The organism is Wolbachia endosymbiont (group A) of Oxytorus armatus (assembly GCF_964027005.1).
Taxonomy (GTDB): Bacteria; Pseudomonadota; Alphaproteobacteria; order Rickettsiales; family Anaplasmataceae; genus Wolbachia; species Wolbachia pipientis.
Genome location: NZ_OZ034719.1, coordinates 1,026,217 through 1,045,957 on the forward strand (window position 1 = coordinate 1,026,217; position 19,741 = coordinate 1,045,957).

General features: G+C 35.8%; 18 protein-coding genes. 8 read left to right on the forward strand and 10 right to left on the reverse strand.

Annotated features, from left to right (window positions below):
* The first annotated feature begins 623 nt into the window (after positions 1 to 623).
* Positions 624 to 1,796 (forward strand): 2-oxoglutarate dehydrogenase complex dihydrolipoyllysine-residue succinyltransferase, encoded by a 1,173-nt coding sequence (gene odhB, locus AAGD79_RS05125; RefSeq protein WP_341811229.1) that lies wholly within the window; start codon positions 624 to 626, stop codon positions 1,794 to 1,796.
* A 38-nt stretch (positions 1,797 to 1,834) separates the two neighbouring features.
* Here odhB and AAGD79_RS05130 read toward each other — a convergent pair whose 3' ends face one another.
* Together AAGD79_RS05130 and AAGD79_RS05135 are read right to left on the reverse strand one after the other, a co-directional pair.
* Complete coding sequence (locus AAGD79_RS05130; protein WP_341811230.1) at positions 1,835 to 4,534, reverse strand: tetratricopeptide repeat protein; 2,700 nt, start codon at positions 4,532 to 4,534, stop codon at positions 1,835 to 1,837.
* Positions 4,535 to 4,588: 54 nt separating this feature from the next.
* Entirely contained in the window at positions 4,589 to 5,437 is an 849-nt protein-coding gene (locus AAGD79_RS05135) for a hypothetical protein (protein ID WP_341811231.1), read from the reverse strand.
* 249 nt (positions 5,438 to 5,686) lie between these two features.
* Here AAGD79_RS05135 and secA point away from each other — a divergent pair, with 249 nt between their 5' ends.
* The gene (secA, locus tag AAGD79_RS05140) at positions 5,687 to 8,347 is read left to right on the forward strand and encodes a preprotein translocase subunit SecA (protein ID WP_341811232.1); all 2,661 of its coding nucleotides are present in this window, start codon (positions 5,687 to 5,689) and stop codon (positions 8,345 to 8,347) included.
* Between the two features lie 9 nt (positions 8,348 to 8,356).
* On the opposite strand, the gene AAGD79_RS05145 is transcribed toward secA, so the two are convergent.
* From AAGD79_RS05145 to AAGD79_RS05160, 4 genes are all read right to left on the reverse strand, one after another.
* Positions 8,357 to 9,466: an ankyrin repeat domain-containing protein gene (locus tag AAGD79_RS05145; protein WP_341811233.1), complete on the reverse strand. Its 1,110-nt coding sequence runs from the start codon at positions 9,464 to 9,466 to the stop codon at positions 8,357 to 8,359.
* A 336-nt stretch (positions 9,467 to 9,802) separates the two neighbouring features.
* Entirely contained in the window at positions 9,803 to 10,444 is a 642-nt protein-coding gene (gene fsa, locus AAGD79_RS05150; protein ID WP_155968460.1) for a fructose-6-phosphate aldolase, read from the reverse strand.
* 39 nt (positions 10,445 to 10,483) lie between these two features.
* Positions 10,484 to 10,825: a hypothetical protein gene (locus AAGD79_RS05155; protein ID WP_341811234.1), complete on the reverse strand. Its 342-nt coding sequence runs from the start codon at positions 10,823 to 10,825 to the stop codon at positions 10,484 to 10,486.
* Complete coding sequence (locus AAGD79_RS05160) at positions 10,806 to 10,991, reverse strand: hypothetical protein (protein ID WP_006280029.1); 186 nt, start codon at positions 10,989 to 10,991, stop codon at positions 10,806 to 10,808. The genes AAGD79_RS05155 and AAGD79_RS05160 overlap by 20 nt, the downstream gene beginning before the upstream one ends.
* Positions 10,992 to 11,095: 104 nt before the next feature.
* On the opposite strand from AAGD79_RS05160, the gene AAGD79_RS05165 reads away from it, so the two are divergent.
* The 4 genes from AAGD79_RS05165 (at position 11,096) to AAGD79_RS05170 (ending at position 12,146) form a co-directional block, all read left to right on the forward strand.
* Positions 11,096 to 11,380 (forward strand): transposase, encoded by a 285-nt coding sequence (locus AAGD79_RS05165; RefSeq protein ID WP_041573518.1) that lies wholly within the window; start codon positions 11,096 to 11,098, stop codon positions 11,378 to 11,380.
* Positions 11,381 to 11,527: 147 nt separating this feature from the next.
* Entirely contained in the window at positions 11,528 to 11,704 is a 177-nt protein-coding gene (locus tag AAGD79_RS07025; RefSeq protein ID WP_410541945.1) for an IS3 family transposase, read from the forward strand.
* 168 nt (positions 11,705 to 11,872) lie between these two features.
* Positions 11,873 to 11,992 carry a hypothetical protein gene (locus tag AAGD79_RS07030; RefSeq protein ID WP_394356550.1) on the forward strand — a complete coding sequence of 40 codons (120 nt, stop codon included), beginning with the start codon at positions 11,873 to 11,875 and terminating at the stop codon, positions 11,990 to 11,992.
* On the forward strand, positions 11,982 to 12,146 hold the full coding sequence (locus tag AAGD79_RS05170; RefSeq protein WP_080717614.1) for an IS3 family transposase: 165 nt from the start codon (positions 11,982 to 11,984) through the stop codon (positions 12,144 to 12,146). Before AAGD79_RS07030 ends, AAGD79_RS05170 begins: the two co-directional genes overlap by 11 nt.
* A gap of 201 nt (positions 12,147 to 12,347) precedes the next feature.
* Here AAGD79_RS05170 and AAGD79_RS05175 read toward each other — a convergent pair whose 3' ends face one another.
* The 4 genes from AAGD79_RS05175 to serS form a co-directional block, all read right to left on the reverse strand.
* The gene (locus AAGD79_RS05175; protein WP_341811235.1) at positions 12,348 to 14,066 is read right to left on the reverse strand and encodes a recombinase family protein; all 1,719 of its coding nucleotides are present in this window, start codon (positions 14,064 to 14,066) and stop codon (positions 12,348 to 12,350) included.
* Positions 14,060 to 14,236: a hypothetical protein gene (locus AAGD79_RS05180; protein WP_182319925.1), complete on the reverse strand. Its 177-nt coding sequence runs from the start codon at positions 14,234 to 14,236 to the stop codon at positions 14,060 to 14,062. Before AAGD79_RS05180 ends, AAGD79_RS05175 begins: the two co-directional genes overlap by 7 nt.
* A gap of 710 nt (positions 14,237 to 14,946) precedes the next feature.
* Positions 14,947 to 16,218 (reverse strand): phosphoribosylamine--glycine ligase, encoded by a 1,272-nt coding sequence (gene purD / locus AAGD79_RS05185; RefSeq protein ID WP_341811236.1) that lies wholly within the window; start codon positions 16,216 to 16,218, stop codon positions 14,947 to 14,949.
* A gap of 34 nt (positions 16,219 to 16,252) precedes the next feature.
* Complete coding sequence (serS, locus tag AAGD79_RS05190; protein ID WP_341811237.1) at positions 16,253 to 17,530, reverse strand: serine--tRNA ligase; 1,278 nt, start codon at positions 17,528 to 17,530, stop codon at positions 16,253 to 16,255.
* A 143-nt stretch (positions 17,531 to 17,673) separates the two neighbouring features.
* Between serS and AAGD79_RS05195 the strand changes: the two genes are divergently transcribed.
* The gene (locus AAGD79_RS05195) at positions 17,674 to 18,750 is read left to right on the forward strand and encodes a Ulp1 family isopeptidase (RefSeq protein ID WP_341811238.1); all 1,077 of its coding nucleotides are present in this window, start codon (positions 17,674 to 17,676) and stop codon (positions 18,748 to 18,750) included.
* A gap of 25 nt (positions 18,751 to 18,775) precedes the next feature.
* A complete protein-coding gene (gene dusB, locus AAGD79_RS05200) occupies positions 18,776 to 19,738 on the forward strand; it encodes a tRNA dihydrouridine synthase DusB (protein WP_213862743.1) in 963 nt (320 codons plus the stop codon).
* Positions 19,739 to 19,741 lie beyond the last annotated feature (3 nt).

Sequence of the window (19,741 nt, forward strand, 5' to 3'; positions counted from 1 at the left end):
TGTCGTTTAGCTATAAATATTAAAAAATTTACCAAGCGAAAAAAAAGGCAAAAGAAGCCCCATGGTGGTTGGCTATTTACTATGTACTAAAATATCGGCGTTTTTTTATTCTAAAACGCTTGATTAAGAGCGATTTAGCTGCTTTTAACTTGCAACTAACCTACACCGCAAGTGTTTAAGAAATTTACTAAGCAGGAAAAAAGGCAAAGAAACCCCGTAGTAGCTAGCATTCAAATTCTCCCTTGTCAATTTGACGTTTTTTGCTGTCTTAAACGCTTTGTAAGCGCGTTTCGGCTTATATAGGTAAAAACCTAAAAATTTTTAAAGACATGCGATGCACGTAGTGCGAAAAATTAAACATGAAACGCCAAATACCCTAAGTTTTTTGTCATTAACCTGCACAGATTGCGAAGATAAATAAATAGCTTCAGTACCATGATAGGGGGGCTGACAAAGCTTGTCAAGGAATTTTTATGGCCTAGCGTCACGTGCTGGAATGACATTTGGGAATATGTTATCCGTTTGTCACTTCTAAATGATAAGAGCCTCAATGAATTTATTAGTTTATTACATGTCTCTTTTCATGTATAAATCTATAGAAAGTTTTATACGGAAGTTGTTTTATGAGCAAAATTATAGAAATCAGAGCACCAAAAACTCTTGGTGGTGAATCAGTTACAGAAGGTATAGTAAAAATAAAGAAGGGTATTGGAGAAGCAGTAAAAGTAGATGACTTGATCTTTGAAATTGAAACTGACAAAACAGCACTCGAATTAACTGCAGAAGCTTCAGGGCAAATAACTGAATTTCTTATAAAAGAAGATGATGTAATAAGTCCTGATCAATTGTTAGCGAAGCTTTCCATGGGAGAAGTAAAAGAGGAAGCGAGAAAAGAAGATAAAAGCGAAAGTGCTGCTAAAAAAGATGCTCCATCAGCTCGTAAAATTATGGAAGAAAATGCAATCAGTGCAGAAAGCGTCAAAGGAACTGGCATGGGAGGCAGAATAACAAAAGCAGATGTGATAGGCCATATGAACAAAGCTGAACAACCTGCAATAAAACAATATGAATTGCCAAAAAGTGTAGTAAATGGAGAGCAAAGAGAGGAACGAGTAAAAATGAGCAAAATAAGGCAAGTAATTGCCGCTCGTTTGAAAGCATCGCAAAATACTGCTGCAATACTGACCACGTTCAATGAAATTGACATGAAGAATGTCATGGATCTAAGAGCAAAATATAAGGACGCCTTTGAAAAAAAATATGGAATAAAACTTGGTTTTATGTCGTTTTTTATAAAGGCAGCGGTGCAAGCATTGAAAGAAATTGCTGAAATTAACGCTGAAATCTCAGGCGATGAAATCATATATAAACATTACTATGACGTAGGTGTTGCTGTTGGCACCGATAAAGGTCTTGTTGTACCAGTTATTCGGGGTGCCGATCAGATGTCATTTGCAGAAATTGAGTTGACTTTAGTTGCTCTTGGCAAAAAAGCTCGTGAGGGTAAATTACAAGTATCAGAAATGGAAGGTGCAACATTTACCATCTCAAACGGTGGAGTATACGGTTCACTTCTTTCCACTCCGATAATAAACCCTCCGCAATCTGGAATACTTGGAATGCATTCAATACAAAACAGGCCAGTTGCTGTTGGTAATGCAGTAGAAATCAGACCTATGATGTACATTGCCCTCTCTTACGACCACAGAATAGTTGATGGCAAAGGAGCAGTAACTTTCCTCATTAAAATAAAAAATTATATAGAAGATCCAAACAGGTTAGTTTTGGAAGTGTAGCTCAAATGAGTTGTTGTTAGTCTAGTATTGCTAAAAACCTAAATATCATCTAGTTCTGCCAATAGTTTCACAACTTCCGGATGATCAGGGCCATAATGTTTCTTAAAGATGGATGAAGCCCGTTCAAACAATTCCTTTTGTTTCTTGTGGTCACCTAGAGCACCATAAACGTCACATAAGTCTGCCAGTAGTTTGGCAACTTCAGGGTGATCAGGGCCGTAATGTTTCTCAAAAATAGGTAAAGCCCGTTCGAACAACTCTTTTGCTTTCTGAGGATCATCTAAATCCCCATAGGTGATACTTAGGTTTGCCAGTAGCTTAGCAACCTGGATATGGCAAGGGCCATAATGTTTCTCAAAAATAGGTAAAGCCTGTTCAAGCAACTTCTTCTTTTTCTTATGATCACCTAAAGCACCATAAGCCATACCCAAGTTTCTTAGTATTCTAGCAACTTCGAAATGGTCGAGGCTGTAATGTTTCTTTTGAATTGCTAAAGCCTGTTCAAGCAACTCTTTTGCTTTCTGGGGATTACCTAAATCCTTGTAAGCGTTACCTAGATTCACTAGTGCTCTAGCAACTTCAAAGTGATTAGGTCTGTAATGTTTCTTTTTGATTGCTAAAGCTCGTTCAAGCAACTCCTTTTGTTTCTGAGGATCACCCAAATCCCCACAAGCGATACCAAGGTTTGTCAGTGTAATAGCGACTTCAAAATGATCAGGTCCATAATGTTTCTCTTGAATTACTAAAGCTCGTTCAAGCAACTCTTTTGCTTTCTGAGGATTACCTAAAGTCCTATAAACGGCACCTAGGTTTGTCAGTAGCTTAGCAACTTGAAAATGACCAGAGCCATAATGTTTCTCAAAAATAGGTAAAGCTCGTTCAAGCAACTTTTTTGCTTTCTGAGGATTACCTAAATCTCCATAAGCGATACCTAAGTTTACTAGTATCATAGCAACTGTAAGATGATCAAAGCCATAATATTTCTCGTCGATTATTAAAGCCTGTTCAAGCAACTCCTTTTGTTTCTGAGGATTACCTAAATCTCCATAAGCGTTGCCTAGGTTTGCCAGTAATTTAGCAACTCCAGGATGATCAGGGCTGTAATGTTTCTTAAAGATGGGCAAAGCCTGTTCAAGCAACTCTTTTGCTTTCTGAGAATCACCTAATGCGTAATGAGCGTTGCCTAGGTTTACAAGTGTTCTAGCAACTTCAAAATGATCAGAGTCGTAATGCTTTTCCTTGATTGCTAAAGCCTGTTCAAGCAACGCTTTCGCTTTCTGAGAATCACCTAAAGTCCCATCAGCGTTACCTAGGTTTGCCAGTGTTATAGCAATTTCTGGATGATCAGGGCCGTAATGTTTCTCTTGAATAGGTAAAACTCGCTCAAGCAACTCCTTTTGTCTTCTGGGATTACCCAAGTCATGGTATCCATCATCCATACATATTAACAAATCTTCAAGATAATACTTCTCTATTGTTTGCTTTTCTAAAGGATTTTTTTCTAGCCAATCATCTATATGTGATAAGAACGTTTCTAAATGTGGTAACAACTGTCGTTTCTTAGCATAATCTTCTAATTTGTCACTACCATAAGGGAAGCTTTCTTCCAGTAACTCAAAAGTCTTTTTCACAACTTTGTCTTTGCCTTGTTTTTCTAACTCTATTCTTGTTACTTGCTGCACTAACCTGTGAACGTTGACTGAACTTTGCTCTTCTCCTGAGTTGATCATTGAATATTGCTTAAGTAGTTGGATAGCATCACCTAACTTTTCTCTATTGCGTTCTAATCCTAAAAACATTTCTACAGGAATATTGTCAGAGGCAATATAGGCGATAATATCTAAAATTTCTTTGGCTTGCTGGCCATACTCTGCGTTGTCTTTGATTTTATTAATAGTAATTTTCCAGGTTATAAAAGTTGTCTTGGTGTAGCTATTGTCGCTGTCTTTAGGAAACTTAAAATCAAGTAATTTTTCTGCTTCCTTTTTATATCTCTTTAAATAATCACTAATTTCAAACTTCACGCCTACATTCTTTAATGCTATATCCCTTTCTTTTATGTATACAACTGCCTGCTGCAGAGCTAAAGGAAAATGCTGTAATGTTTCTGCTAAATTCTTTATTTCATTTTCTTGTGATTCATCTTTTATACCTAGTGCTTTTCTAATGAAGTCCATTGATTCTGGTTCAGTAAATGCACCCAATGTTAATGATTTTATATCTCCCCATTTCTGATTACGAGAGGTAATCAAAACACTAGGTTTATTATCATCAGATGATAAAAAGTGGGACGGTAAGAATTGACTAATACCAGCATCTTGACCTTCACTTCTATATTCTTCTGCATTATCGAAAACAAAGAGACTTTTTCTCTTGGCAAAAAAAGCGTATATATCTCTTACAATAGATTCAATATCCCTATCTTCTGTAGGAATGCCTAAAAGTTCATTAGCCAACTTCAGAAAAGACCGCACCATGGTTTCATAGGTTGCAGCATTTACCCATATAATGTTGTGATCGTAATCTTTATTGTGTTCTTCAATATATTTTCTGACTAACTCAGTCTTACCTATTCCTCCCAACCCACTGATAGAAACCAGTTGCGATATTACTGTGGCTACACCTTGACTCTCTTGTATTGACTCATGCAGTTTTTCTAGCTCTGTTTTTCTTCCAGTAAACGATCCTACTGGATTTCTCACCTCAAATCGAAAGCCTCCTAAGATTTCTTCTTTCATCTTGCGAAAGAATTCTCTTCCATCTTCATGTGTAAGAAAACGTCTCCCTTTTTCTTACAGCCAATCTAGCATTTTTTCTTGGAAGCGAGCGTAAACATTTTTTCTGTCAATATCATTAAATTGCTCGCCCAGCTCATTCTTAATGATTTCCGCTAGTTTCATCTCATTCGGCTGATTTACTGCAAATACTAATTTATCAAAAAATTCTTTTATACTCTCTTCTAACCTGCTCTTTATTATTTGTTTAAATTCGTTTTGCCACTTTTGATTTCTTCCCAATTTCCTTTTTGAATCCTGATCTGATTTACTTTGAAGTTTTTCTATCTCCTTTTCTAATTCTGCTATCGTCTCTTCCACAGCACTCTCAAATGCCGGTTGCACTACCGAAATCATATTATTATGAATACAAGAGAACTTATATCTAGTGCCGCCGTCTTTAAAAAAAACATCACTAGTGTCGATTACTTCAACTAAAATTTCTATTTCATTGTTTGGTCCTGAAGTTTTTACCTTCAACTTCTTCACTGTGTTTTGTGCTGTGCTTTGATCCAGATCAAAATCGATATTAGTGCAGATAATAAAATCTTTCAGGTTACCATCTGCAAAATCTTGATTATTTTTAATCTTTAGATAAGAGATGAAATACTTTGCTAACCTAAATTCGCCATTTTTATTTTGTGTAAGTAAGTCCCCTACTTCAATTTTTCTACTATCTTCAGCTTGTGTGTGTTTAGCCTGCAAAAAGCGGTATGCTTTCTTACTACCCTGGGTATATGCAAACACTAAATCATCAAACTTTTGGGCTTCTTCTATTTCTGTACCTAAGCGAAAAGAATGCTGATAAAGTACTCCGCGATGCAAAAACAGCATCAATACCTTTAACTGATAGATATTACCGTGCATAACTAGTTACCCCATACAGGCTGCAATAAATTTATTTAGTCTAGAATTAAAGATTACCAAATACCTAAAATAATACAACGGTATCTTCAATATTTTGATAGAAGGCCTTCGAGGGTAGGAATTGCCTGGCAAACTCTTAATTCTTGATTTAAAAAAGACTTTCCAAAGATTCCCTAAATCTAATATATCATTGCCGCAGGCTGCATTTAGTAATATAATCTCATATTAAATAAGACTTTACTTAAGTTTATGCTAGATTCTCCGCTAATTTTGACAGCCATTCTTATATTTTTCATTTTTACGTTGTCATTCTTTTTTATAAGAAAGATATTTGGTTCCACAAACAAGAAGATAATAAAATCCTTTAGGAAAATTGTTCAGCAAATAAATGCATTAGAAACAGAAATGCAGAGCTTATCTGATGAGGAGCTTGCTGGTAAAACTGAAGAATTCAAACGAGAATTGAAAAATGGGAAAACGTTAAATGATCTTCTCGTACCTGCATTTGCAGTTGTGCGTGAAGCCTCTCGACGATTCCTTAATATGAAACATTTTGATGTCCAGCTAATTGGTGGAATGGTGCTTCATAATGGCATGATATCAGAAATGAAAACAGGAGAGGGAAAGACACTCGTTGCAACTTTAGCTGCATACCTTAATTCTTTAGAAGGAAAAGGCGTGCACGTCGTAACTGTTAACGACTATCTTGCAAAACGAGACACAGAGTGGATGAGCAAATTATATAATTCTCTTGGGGTTTCTGTTGCGTTTATTACGAATAACTTGACAGACGAAGAGAGGAAAGAGGCTTACAGTGCAGATATCGTGTATTCCACAAATAACGAGCTTGCCTTTGATTACCTGCGAGACAATATGAAATTTTCTCAAGAAGACATGGTTCAGAGAGGCTTTCACTACGGAATAGTTGATGAAGTGGACTCAATACTCATTGATGAAGCTCGCACTCCGCTTATTATTTCTGGCCCGGTTGAGGAAAACAATCAGATATATAAGCATATCAATAAAATAGTAACCAAATTAGTTGACTCTGATTATGAAGTAGATGAAAAAGGTAGAACGGTATTCTTGACTGAAGATGGTATTTCACGAGTGGAGGAACTACTAAGATCATACAATCTCATTCCTGAAAATTCCTCGCTCTATGATACTGACAGCATGATAATGACTCATTATATGGACCAAGCATTACGTGCACATAAGCTGTTCACTGCTGATAAAGATTATATAGTAAAGGATGGCAAGGTAGTGATTATTGATGAATTTACTGGGCGTATGATGGAGGGCAGGAGATATTCCGATGGTCTTCATCAGGCACTTGAAGCGAAGGAGAATCTTGAAATTCAGCATGAAAACCAAACTTTAGCATCGGTCACATTTCAGAATTACTTTCGTATGTACAATAAACTTTCCGGAATGACGGGAACAGCAGCAACAGAGGCAGAAGAGTTTCGTGATATATACAGATTAAATGTAGTAAAAATTCCAACCAATGTACCTGTAAAAAGAGTTGATATTGATGATGAAATTTATGGCACAGGAAAAGAAAAATTTAATGCTGTGTTGAAGTTTATAGAAGAATGCTACAAACGCCTTCAACCGGTCCTTGTTGGCACGGTAAGCATCGAAAACTCTGAGAAGCTTTCTGCGCTTTTGCAAAGCCATTCTCTTAAGCATTCAGTATTGAATGCTCGTTATCATGAACAAGAGGCGTACATAATAGCGCAAACTGGAGTGCCAGGTAGTATCACTATAGCAACTAACATGGCAGGACGTGGAACTGATATTCAGCTTGGTGGAAATGCTGAAATGATTGCAAAGGTGGAGCTAAAGAAGATAAAAAATGCTGATGAAAGAGAAAAAAAATACCAAGAAATAGTTGAAAGAGTAAAAAAAGATAAGGAAATTGCTATAAAAGCTGGTGGTTTATGTGTGGTTGGAACCGAAAGACATGAAAGCAGGAGAATAGATGATCAATTACGCGGCCGTTCTGGTCGTCAGGGGGATCCTGGACTTTCTAAGTTCTTTTTATCGCTCGAAGATGACCTAATGAGAATATTTGGCTCTGATAGAATGAGAAGCTTTTTACAAAAAGTAGGGTTAAAGAATAACGAAGCTATTCATCATCCATGGATCAATAAGGCACTCGAGAAAGCGCAAAAGAAAGTTGAAGCTAGAAACTATGACGTGCGGAAATCTCTACTTAAGTTTGATGACGTAATCAATAACCAACGTAAAGTTATTTTTAAGCAGAGAAACAATATCTTAGGCAACGAAATTAATGATATATTTGAAGTGTATAGCGAAGTAAATGAGAGCGTAGTAGAAGGTATAATCCAAAGTGGCTATTACGAAGATTATGTTGAAGATATAGCCAAAGAATTCCATACAAGGTATGGAATAACGCTTGATAAAGAAGACTTGGCAAAGTTTTTGAATAAACAAGAAGCTTTGAATTATATAAATGATAAGATACAAGAATTTTTTACTGAGAAAGAAAAATATTTCAACAGTCAGCACACTACAGATTTGTGGAATACGATCGTGAAGCAAATGATGATAATGACACTTGATCATTTATGGAGGGAACACCTTTCAGTTCTAGAGAGCCTAAGACAAAGCATAAGCTTACGTGCTATGGGGCAGAAAGATCCACTGAATGAATTTAAACGCGAAGCTTTCTTGATGTTTGAGTCAATGCTTGAAAAATGGAAGGAACTCACCATTCACCGCTTAGCACACTTTAAGTTGGCAGACAACCAAGAGATAGGCAATAGGTTACATTCTGCTAGAAATAGCAGACTTCCCAAAGTCTCAAGAAATGACAAATGTCCTTGCAACTCCGGAAAGAAATACAAACACTGCCATGGTGCGGTTACTGTGGTGAACTAATAATTATGGTTATACAGTTTGTTTATTTCCATCAACATTACTGCAGCTAACCTCACTTAGCTTACTGTTTAATGAATGCTCTGATGACTTATATGCAACTCCATAGGTAATACCACCAACTATCAGTACAGATGCTACAGTAATTCCAATTATTGCTAGTGCAGGTAATGCAGTGGCATAGGCAAGTACTAGTGGAACTACAACAGCAGATATAACACCCACAGTAATTCCTGCTGTTATAGCTTTAGGTCTATGGATGCATGATGGATTTGCACCATAATTTAGCAGGAGTTTTGCCATCCTTGGACTAGGTTTGTAAGGTTCATAAAAATTACCTAGTAAAGTTGTGTCACAATCTAGTAGCAGTTTTCCTCCTAACCTTATATTACGGTAACTATAATTAAGAGTAGCATAGTATAAAGGTGCCCTTCCATCCTTGTCTTTTATATTAGCATCTGCACCTTTTTTAAATAGCATTTCTATTGTTTGTATAAGTTCATAACCAATAGCATAATGCAAAGGAGTTTTTCCATCCTCGTCTTTTATATTAACATCTACTCCTCTTTGTAATAAAAGTCCCGCTATCTTTGCTGCACTATCATCCTTCATAGGAGTACATATGTTAGCATTACATGTAGCATAGTGCAAAGCAGTTCCTCCAGATTTATCCTGTAGATTAACATTTGCCACTTTCTCCAATAACATTTGCACTATTTCTATATCTCTTTTGCCAGCAGCTACATGTAAAGGAATCTCTTTATCTTCATCTTGTGCATTAACGTCTGCTCCCTCTTCTAGCAAAACTTCTACTACTTGCGTATACCCATACTGAGCAGAATAATGTAAAGAGGTTTTTTTCCATACATCTTGTACATTAACATTAGCCCCGCTTTTTATTAGGTGTTTTACTACTTTTCCACAACCATTTTTAGCTGCTATAAGTAATAAACCACAATTAAGTACTTCAAATGTGTGATTTATATCAAACTGGTTACTTTCCCACTCACTGTAGATATCTGGAAGCTTCTGCTGTAGTTCATCTTTGATTTTCTCAACTACATTTTCTGCACTCAGGTCTGGACTACTGTTGACTTCTTGTAGTATTAACCTTAATGTCATTTCCTTCTCCAAGATATAAAATTTTATTATGGCATATGGAGTGGATTATGTCAATGAAGAACTAAGAAACTGGTTCTTCTTTTTTTCTATAGCTTTAGGTTTACCTACAATTTGAAAAACAACAAATTCGTCATTCCGCTACTCGTTAGCGCCGCGGCGGTATGATGTAGGGAAACCTTTCTTGGGTTAGCTATAAAGTTAAAATTCGACCAGGGCAGCCGCAATAAGGTAGCAAACGCCATCATGTCTTTAGGAGAGTTTGCTAATGAAGGCTCTTAAGTTGACGCCATTGCCTGAACGGATACGCCAATTTTTATGTTCATTTGTAACCGTCTATTATTTTACACCCCAGTCTTTTTCAAATATTGCTAGCCCTTGGTCAGTAAGTGGGTGATTAATTAATTGTCTAAGTACTTTTGCTGGCACAGTAATTGAATCAGCACCAAGCCTTGCAGCTTCTATTACATGCGCTGGGCTTCTCACTGATGCAACAAGAACTTTAGTATCAAAACCGTAATTAGAATATATAGTACATATATCTTCTATTAGCGATAAGCCATCATAGCTTATATCATCAAGGCGACCAACAAAGGGGGAAATAAAACAAGCACCGACCTTAGCGGCAAGCAGTGCTTGTCCAGGAGAAAAACATAATGTGATGTTAACAGGTATTTTATGCTCTGTCCATAACTTTTTACAAGAAATTAATCCTTCATGTATAAGAGGTAATTTGATCACAACATTATCAGCAATTTTTGCTAAATTCAGACCTTCTGTGATCATCTCTTCATGGCTATCTGCAACAACTTCAACACTAACAGGCCCTTTTATAATAGAGCATATTTCACGCACTAAATCCTCGTATTTATCTTTACGCCCGGACTTTGCTATTAAAGAAGGATTAGTTGTTATGCCGTCAATGAACTCCTTTAGTTCTTTAATTTCATTTAAATCAACGCTATCAAGAAAAATTTCCATATTAATCTCCTATAAAAAAAATACCCTTGCAAAATCTTGTCATCCTACCGCTTGACTTACAACCGTATGAACTTCCTGCGTTGTAAACATCAAACGGCCGATAACACAACTGTACAAATATTGAGACATAAGAGTAATTTGTACCAAGAAAAAAGATGTCATCCCAGTGCCCAGACCCCTTAGACAATGTACCATCTTTTGATTTTGTCCATTCTCGGCGGGGTTTTCAAGTTCTTTGATCTTAAATACTACATCTACTTTATCAAGATCAATGTTGACTTCTTTTACTAATGTCCTAATAAGACTACGTTTGGCTTGCCAATCTAGGTCCGATTTAACACTAGAATAAAAGCCCTTTATGCTATTTGTAATAAGATTCATTTTCTGCCGTATTCCCTTTTACCTTTTTCTTCTCTCCTTTAATCTCTTTTAAACGTTCCTTCATTTTTTTTATTGCCTGCTTAAAGTCTTCCTTACTTATAGTTAGTGCATACTTTGTTGCCGTAAAAACTTCTGGTACCCAAACAATTGTAATAAGTATACACAATCTTTGTCAACTATTTTCGGCACTGGTATATTGACCTTACCCAGAAAAAGTGGAGAGAAAGAAAGGAGTTTTTTCGGGTAAAATAAAATTTTGGAGGATTAGAAATGGTAAGAGAATATACGGCAGAATTCAAATTGGAAGCTGTTAAGCTGGCAAATGAACAAAGAAAGGTAGGTCAACCAGTTGCAAAAGTAGCAAGAGATCTAGGAATAAGGGATAGTGTATTAGGAAAATGGATGAAGAAATATAACGAAAAAAAGTCAGCGGCAAATGCATTTCCAGATGTAGCACCTTATGACAAAGAGAGATTTGATTTACAGAAAGAGTTAGCAAAAGTAACAAGAGAAAGAGACATTTTAAAAAAAGCCCTGGCCAGTCAAAAAGAGTAAAATATTTTTTTATAAAAGAGCATAGTAACTGCTATAAAGTACAGGAATTATGTAGGATTTTCTGCTAGTGGCTACTATAAGTGGACTACAAGGAAAATAAGCAGTAGAGAATCAGCAAATAAAGAGTTATTAGCAGATATTCAAAAAATATATCAAGCTTCTAAATGTAGATATGGAGCTCCTAAAATTCATGCTGAATTAAAGGCTTTGGGTAAAAGTTGCAACTTAAAAACAGTGCAAAGTATTATGCAGAAAAATGGTATTCAGGCTATATTGAGAAGAAAATTTAAAATTAAGAAACAACAAACGGACAGTAGCTCCTAATATATTAGACCAAAACTTTATTGTCGATCAACCAAATAAAGTATGGGATTACTTATATAAAAACCAAAGAAGGATGGCTATATTTGGCAACAATAATCGATCTATATTCACGCATGGTAGTTAATGAGCAGTTCAATAAATAAACAATTGGTTATGGACTCTTTATTAATGGCCGTTAACAAGCGTAAACCTGCCAAAAATCTACTATTACATAGTGATCAAGGTTCACAATATACTTCGCAAGGTTATCAATATCTCTTATCCATAAAAAACATAGATGAGTCATAAAGGTTGTTGTTACGACAATTCTGTTGTGGAAAGCTTCTTTAGCTCATTGAAAAGAGAAATACTTATTGATACTTCACAACACTCTGCTCAACAAACTAGAACTGCAATATTTGAATACATAGAAATTTTTTATAACAAACAACGTCACTATTAACTATTGCATTCCTGAGCATTTTGATTCATCATTCTCTTTGTGAAAAACATTCCAAACTTTCTCTCCACTTTTTCTGGGTAAGGTCAGATACTATAAACTATAAAAAAATTTCTCCGATAGTTCATATAGCAAGTAAATTCACAAAATGAAGACTATTATTTTTATTACAGGTGTATCTACGGTTGGAAAATCAAGTTTGGCTCATATATTAGGTTCAAAGCTTTTTATGCCTAGAAACTTTGCAATTCCACTAACTATAGCTAACCCAAGAAAGGTTTCCCTACCCCTACAACAACATTGCAAGCATTGATTTTTCTCCATATGAAAAGAGTCTGGAAGCTCTTTTACTCTAAACACAATGTTTACATCCTCAAAATTAATCTCAATTCGCTTAACTAACGTTCTAATAATATCACGTTTAGTTAGCCAGTCTGCATTATTAAGACTTGAGTTAATACTAGAGGAAAACCCCTCTAAATTTGTTACTACTAGAGTTAACTCTTGTGTGAGTTTTTTCTGATCAAATATCTTTTTCTTTTGTTCTTCAACCATTTTTAAGTTTTGTTTCATTGCTTTAATTCTTGGCTCAAATTCTTCTTGATCAATATATTCTTGAGCATAACTATCAATTAACCTTGCAATACCTCGTTTTAACTTATCTTCTTGTATTTCAAGCAAAGCACTTTTTTGATCTAGTGGTGATTTTTTAAGTTCTGAAAGTCTACGTTTATACTCCTCTAATATTCTATTTGGATTTTTTAATAGATGTTTTACCTCTTCCCACACAGCCATGTCTAATGTATCTGTACGAATTAATTTGTTGTTACACATTTTATTACCGCCAAAACGGTATGAATCCGTGCCAACACAACGATAATATACCTGATTATTAGTTTTTTCCCCCTCCTTATTCCTTGCAGTGCTAGTACCATAATATGCATAATTGCAAAGCTTACATACTACTAAACCTTGCAATAAATGTCTTGCTCCTCTTTGTCTTGTTCTTGCTATTTTTCTATTCTCAGCTAATTGTTCTTGAACGATTTCAAATAAATCTTCGCTTACTATACTAGGTACTTTAATATAAATCCAATCCTCTTTTGGAACAGGATAAGTAGAATAATTATCTTTTGGATGCTCGCAGGAGTTTTTTTTCGGTCTTATATGTTTTAGTTTGACACCAAACCTTGTTTTACCAAAAGCTGCTTGTCCTTTATAAGCAGAGTTTTTTAACATACTCAAAACTACAGCCCTATCCCAATACTCTTTTCCAGTTCTCGTCATAATGGACATAGCACTTAGCCTACGACATACTTCTCCTATACTGGCTCTTTCTCTTCCTACCCAAGAAAATACTTTACGAACAACTTCAGCTTCTTCTTCATAAATCTCAAATAAGGCCTGTCCTGTTTCTGTATTTTTGTTTATATAACGATAGCCATAAGGAGCAGCACTCATTACACTTATACAACCCTTATTTGCTGCATAAATCTTTCCTCGACGACTTCGTTCCATGATTTTTGCACGTTCGTATTCTGCTATCATACCTTGCATTTGTAATAGTAATTGAGATTCTGGATTATCGCTAATTTGATGATTTAAAAAAATGACTTCCACTCCTAATTTCTTAAACTCTTCAAGTAATATCATCTGATATGCATACTTACGAGATAAACGATCAGGAGAATGAATATAAACCTTATCAATGTTACCTTCTGCTATTTTATCACGTAATTTTTCCAAACCAGGACGGATTATGTTAGAACCACTATAACCATTATCAATAAATTTATATTCATTTAATAATTTATGTCCATCCATACTAATTTGATTCTCTATAGTAGCAATTTGGCTTGCTATTGTATCTTCTTGTGCTTGCTTCCCTGAAGAAACTCTTGCATATAAACTAACTGTTACCATTTTACCGTCCTCAAATCTACTTTCTTATATTCAGAGTTTTCTTCCTTTTTGCTCGCTTTTATTGGTTTACTTAACACTAATTTTTCATATGCATCTAATAGATACAACTCTGCTAATCGATTTACTTCATAACTACAACTAATACGAACTATTAATTTCTTGTTGCCCATGAGCTCTACCATATATTATCCATCGAGACATATGGTTATTTGATCATTAGCTCTATAAATAAATTCAACTCTCCGTTCTTTTTGTAGAAGCTTTCGGGAAATAGTCTTCTCAAGTTTCAGGTTTATTGCAATATTGTTGGCGGAGTCCCTACGTCATACCGCCGCGGTATCTCTAGATCCCGCTGCGGGATGACGATTGTCGTTTAGCTATAAATATTAAGAAATTTACCGAATAAAAAAAAAGGCAAAAGAAGCCCTGGGGTTATTATCCGCTTTAAAATATTGGCGTTTTTTATGTTTTAAACGCTTGACAAGCGAGATTCAGCCGCTTTTAATTGCAACTAACTTACGCTGCAAATGTTTAAGAAATTTACTAAGCAGAAAAAAAGACAAAGAATCCCCGAGTTAGCTAGTCTTTTACTATCTCTGTCGAGTATTGGCATTTTTTGATGTCTTGTAACGCTTTATAAGCGCGTTCAGCTTATTTAGATAAAAATCTAGATGTAGATGAAGTTTTGTAAAGACATACAGTATCTATATACTGCAAAAAATTGAACATAAGACGCCGATACATTAAGTAATCCTTACCTTTTAATCTGCAGATTGGCGAAAGCAAATACAATAGCTTCAGTTTCATGATAAGGGGGCTGGCGGAGTTTGTCAAGGAAGTTTTTCGTTTCTGTGAACCACCTGCTAACCGACAGCTAACATTAACTACCGATATCGTATCTGAAGAAGCCCCCTGGCCATTCTAAAAAATTTAATGCTGAGTACACCTTACTTTTGGCTTCCTCTATAGTGCTCCCTTCTGCTACTATATTTAGCACTCTTCCGCCATCGGAAACTAAGTTACCACTTTCATCGAATTTAGTACCAGCATGAAACACCAACACACCAGGAATGCTTTCAATCTTATCTAATCCTTTAATTACTTCTCCCTTTTGATAATCACCCGGATAGCCTTTACTTGCAACAACTACACAAACTGTAGATTTGTTGTTAAGTTCCACCATTTTGACATTTAACTTTCCTTCTGCAACTGACAACATCAATTTTAACAAATCGCAATTTGAATCAAATCTAGGTAATATAGATTGCGTTTCTGGATCACCGAATCTAACGTTATACTCGAGAAGTTTTGGGCTATCTTTGCAAATCATTAAACCAGCAAAGAGTACTCCTTTATAAGACGTACCCATGTTAACCAATGCTTGAGCTGTAGGGTACATTATTTTTTGGATAATTTTTTGCTCCATGTCCTTACTTATAATTGAAGGTGATGAGTACGACCCCATACCTCCAGTATTTTGGCTTTCATTACTTTCATCAACTCTCTTATAATCTTTTGCACACCCAAGAGTTACTACTTTCAACCCATCAATAAGAGCAAAAAAACTTACTTCTTCTCCAACTAAAAACTCTTCTATGATTATTTCTTCACCTGATTCACCAAATTTTTTCTCCACTAGCATTGAATTTATTGCTGAAAAAGCTTCGCTTTCTGTATTACATATAACCACCCCTTTTCCTGCTGCAATTCCATTTGCTTTCACTACAAGTGGAAACTTTATTTTATTGCTACGTACAAAATCTTTAGCTAACCCTTCATCAACAAAACACTCGTACTTGGCAGTTGGTATACCATATCGTTTACATAGTCCCTTGGTGAAAGACTTCGATCCCTCAAGTTTTGCAGTTGCTTGACTTGGAGCAAAAACATTTATTCCCTCTGCAACTAAATCATCAGCAAGCCCATCAATTATTGGTTGTTCTGGACCAATAACAACCAACTCTATATTTTCTCTCTTGCAAAATTGTGTAACATCCACTGAATTTTGAATATTTACATCCACAAGAGCCCCAAGATCTTTCATAGCTTGGCGACCAGGAGTTACATATAACTCAGTCAAGATAGGAGATTTTTTTAGAGCCCAAAGTAGAGCGTGCTCACGCCCACCAGAACCTATAACCAGAACCTTCATCTTTATTTCCTCGCTTTTCTATATGTCAAAATTATTATTTGCTTATAACAGTATCATTACTCATGTATTTTTGCAACACGTTTGGTATTGCAATCGACCCGTCAGAATTTTGATAATTCTCCATTATGGCAATAATCGTTCTTCCTATAGCTAAAGCTGAGCCGTTTAAAGTGTGAATATATTTTTTCATCTTTTTATCAGTTTCTGAAGAGTATTTAGCGTTCATCCTTCTTGCTTGAAATGCACCACAATTTGAGCAGCTTGATATTTCTCTATATTTATTTTGCCCAGGTAACCATACCTCTATGTCATAAGTCCTTTGTGCAGCAAAACCCATATCGCCACTGCAAAGCAGCATTACTCTGTATGGCAATTCTAATTTTTTTAATATCTCTTCAGCAACACTCGTCATACGCTCAAGCTCATCATTTGATTGGTCTTCAGTTGTGATGCTTACCAACTCCACTTTACCAAATTGGTGTTGCCTTATCATGCCCCTGGTATCGCGACCTGCACTACCTGCTTCTTTACGAAAGCACTCCGAATATGCAGTAAAGCGAATAGGCAGTTCTTTTTCTTCCATTATTTTGTCAGCAACTAAATTTGTTAAAAACACTTCACTTGTGGGAATCAACCTCAATTCGTCGGTAGTTAAATACGAATCGTCAGAAAATTTCGGTAGCTGACCAACATTATACATAGCCTCGTTTTTCACCAAAGTCGGGTGGTACAACTCAGTATAGCCAAATTCATTAACATGCATTTCAAGCATAAAATTTATTAGCGCTCGTCCAAGCTTAGCTAACTGTCCTTTTAATATCGTAAATCTTGATCCGGAAATTCTCGCCGCTTGTTCGAAGTCTATTAAACCTAATTTTTCTCCGAGTTCATAATGAGATTCTGGTACAAAATCAAACTGTCTTTTTCCTCCATATCTTCTCACCTCTAAATTAGAGTTCTCATCTGCGCCTATTGGCACATCTTGCGCAGGAATATTCGGCAAGTTAGATAAAACATTCACTAACTTATCCTTTTCTGCTTGTTCTTTTAAGCTGATTGCCTCTATCTCATTTGTGATGCTTTTTGACAACTCTATTTGCTCTTCACAGTGGCTCTTGCTCATTTTAAGCTTTTTTATTTCCTCTGTGATTTCATTGCGCTGCCTATTCAAATCCTGCAGTTTAGTGGTTAATGATCTTTTCTCGTGATCGATTTCTAATATCTCTTCCGCAGTAGATTCTCTAATTCCCCTGCTTTTCATTGCCTTTTCAAATCCTTCAGGGTTTTTGCGTATATATTCTATATCGTGCATATATTGTGCTATTACTAACATTGTTACTGTACTCCAAAAGCTCTTAATATTCAATATATTCTCATACTACTAAAATTATTATGGTTGATTTTTTTGTTAGAATTTGTTAAAATTTAATTAACTTAGTGTTCATAGGGTGTAGTATGTTGGGTATTACAAAAAATAATCAGAAAGAGAGCACTGACTTTGCTGGTGAGGAATTCGTTATCTACGCTACTTGTGTATGCCTAGCAGCCACATTCGCTGCTGGCTGTTTAGGGGCGGTAATAGGATCCCCTCTATTGACCTTTCCACTTGCTATGATAATTTCTCATCCTGTGATTTGGATTATAATGGGAGTAGTTCTTACAACAGCATACAAATTAGCGAAGAACTATATTAATGGAAAAAGAGCAAGTCAAGGTGAGCAAAAAACTCAAGATGGAGATAGTGGTATTGTACCAGGAAGTGAACCCAATTCAAGGAACAGTAGTCGTAGAAGCTCTTTGGATAGTGGTTTGGGTGGTAAAGAGTTTCACGAAGATTTGGACACTCTTGTGCATCAGACAAACAGAAAAAACTATAGTTACTGGTTAGATGATAATGACATTACACATATTGCAAGAGTTGTATATGGGTACTCACAAAGTGAATATAGTAATAATAATGTCTATTTTCTTGCCCCTAGCTATTCTAATGGTTGGGACGAACTCACAAAAGAATTTCTTCAGAATTATAGAGGTGAATTCAAACAAAATTCTAAATTGATATTTACTTCGGTTCTTCATATTAACAATAATCATTGGGTAACTTTGGTTATTAAACCTGATGCAGGTGATAAAAAATTTAGAGCTTATTACTGTGACTCATTTGGTAATCAATTGCCAGATAATGTGCTAAATATTGTTAAAAGAGAACTGCAAAAAGAGGAATGGGTATTAGACATAAGAATTTCCCCAACTAAGCAGCAAAGTGACGGGTATAACTGTGGAATATTTGCGTTAGAAAATGCTCATAAAATTACACAAATGCTTAACGAAGACAAATCATTTGACGAAATTGACAAAAAGTTATCAGAATATAAATTTGATTTGAATGAGAAAAGAGAAGAATTTACAAGAGCGCTTATGGAAGATGAGAAATGTAAGGAAGATCTAAGAAATCGTAAGCGTCCGCCAAGGACGAAAACATCTCAGTCTTCTATTTCAAGGGAGAATGCAAGTTTGTGTTGCATTATGTAATCAATGAAAAATTACCATTGACCTTATGCCCCTCCAAATAGGAAATTTGACAATTGATTCTCCAGTTATTTTAGCTCCAATGTCTGGAGTGACTGATTATCCGTTTAGAAGTATTGTGAAGAAACTTGGTGCAAGTTTGTTAGTTTCAGAGATGATTGCAAGCAGAGCTATGATTATGCAAACTCGCCAGAGTTTGCAAAAAGCAAAAGTCGATGCATTAACTGCTGTTCAGCTTGCTGGATGCGAACCGAATGTTATGGCAGAAGCTGCAAAATTGAATGAGGATATGGGAGCTAAAATTATAGATATAAATTTTGGTTGCCCTGTTAAGAAAGTTGTAAACGGTTATGCAGGATCAGCACTAATGCGTGATGAAAAAAAGGCTGCTGAAATAATTGAAGCTGTAGTCAAGGCAGTGAATGTGCCAGTTACAGTAAAAATGCGCACTGGATGGAACGATGAAAATCGCAATGCCCCGAGACTTGCGAAAATTGCCGAAGACTTAGGAGCAAAAATGATCACTGTGCATGGAAGAACAAGAGCGCAGCTTTATAATGGTCAAGCAGATTGGAAATTCGTTAGAAATGTTAAAGAGCAAGTGAAAATTCCAGTTATAGTAAATGGCGATATTAAAAATTTAAATGATATTCAGAATGCTCTCAAAGAATCTGGAGCAGACGGAGTGATGATAGGTCGTGGTGCCTACGGTAAACCTTGGCTGATTAATCAAGCAATGAACTTTCTCAGTGGAAGTGAAACTTCTGAGCCAACAGCTTCAGAGAGATTAAGCATCATACTCGAGCATTACGACAATATTCTTGAGTACTATGGAAATGACACAGGAATAAAGATGGCCCGCAAACACATAGGTTGGTACAGTAGCGGGCTTCAAGGCTCATCTGAATTTCGTGTGAGAGTAAATAACATGACAGATAGCACAGAAGTGAAAGAAAATATTATTGGCTTTTTTGGTCAAGAGACACACTAGCTG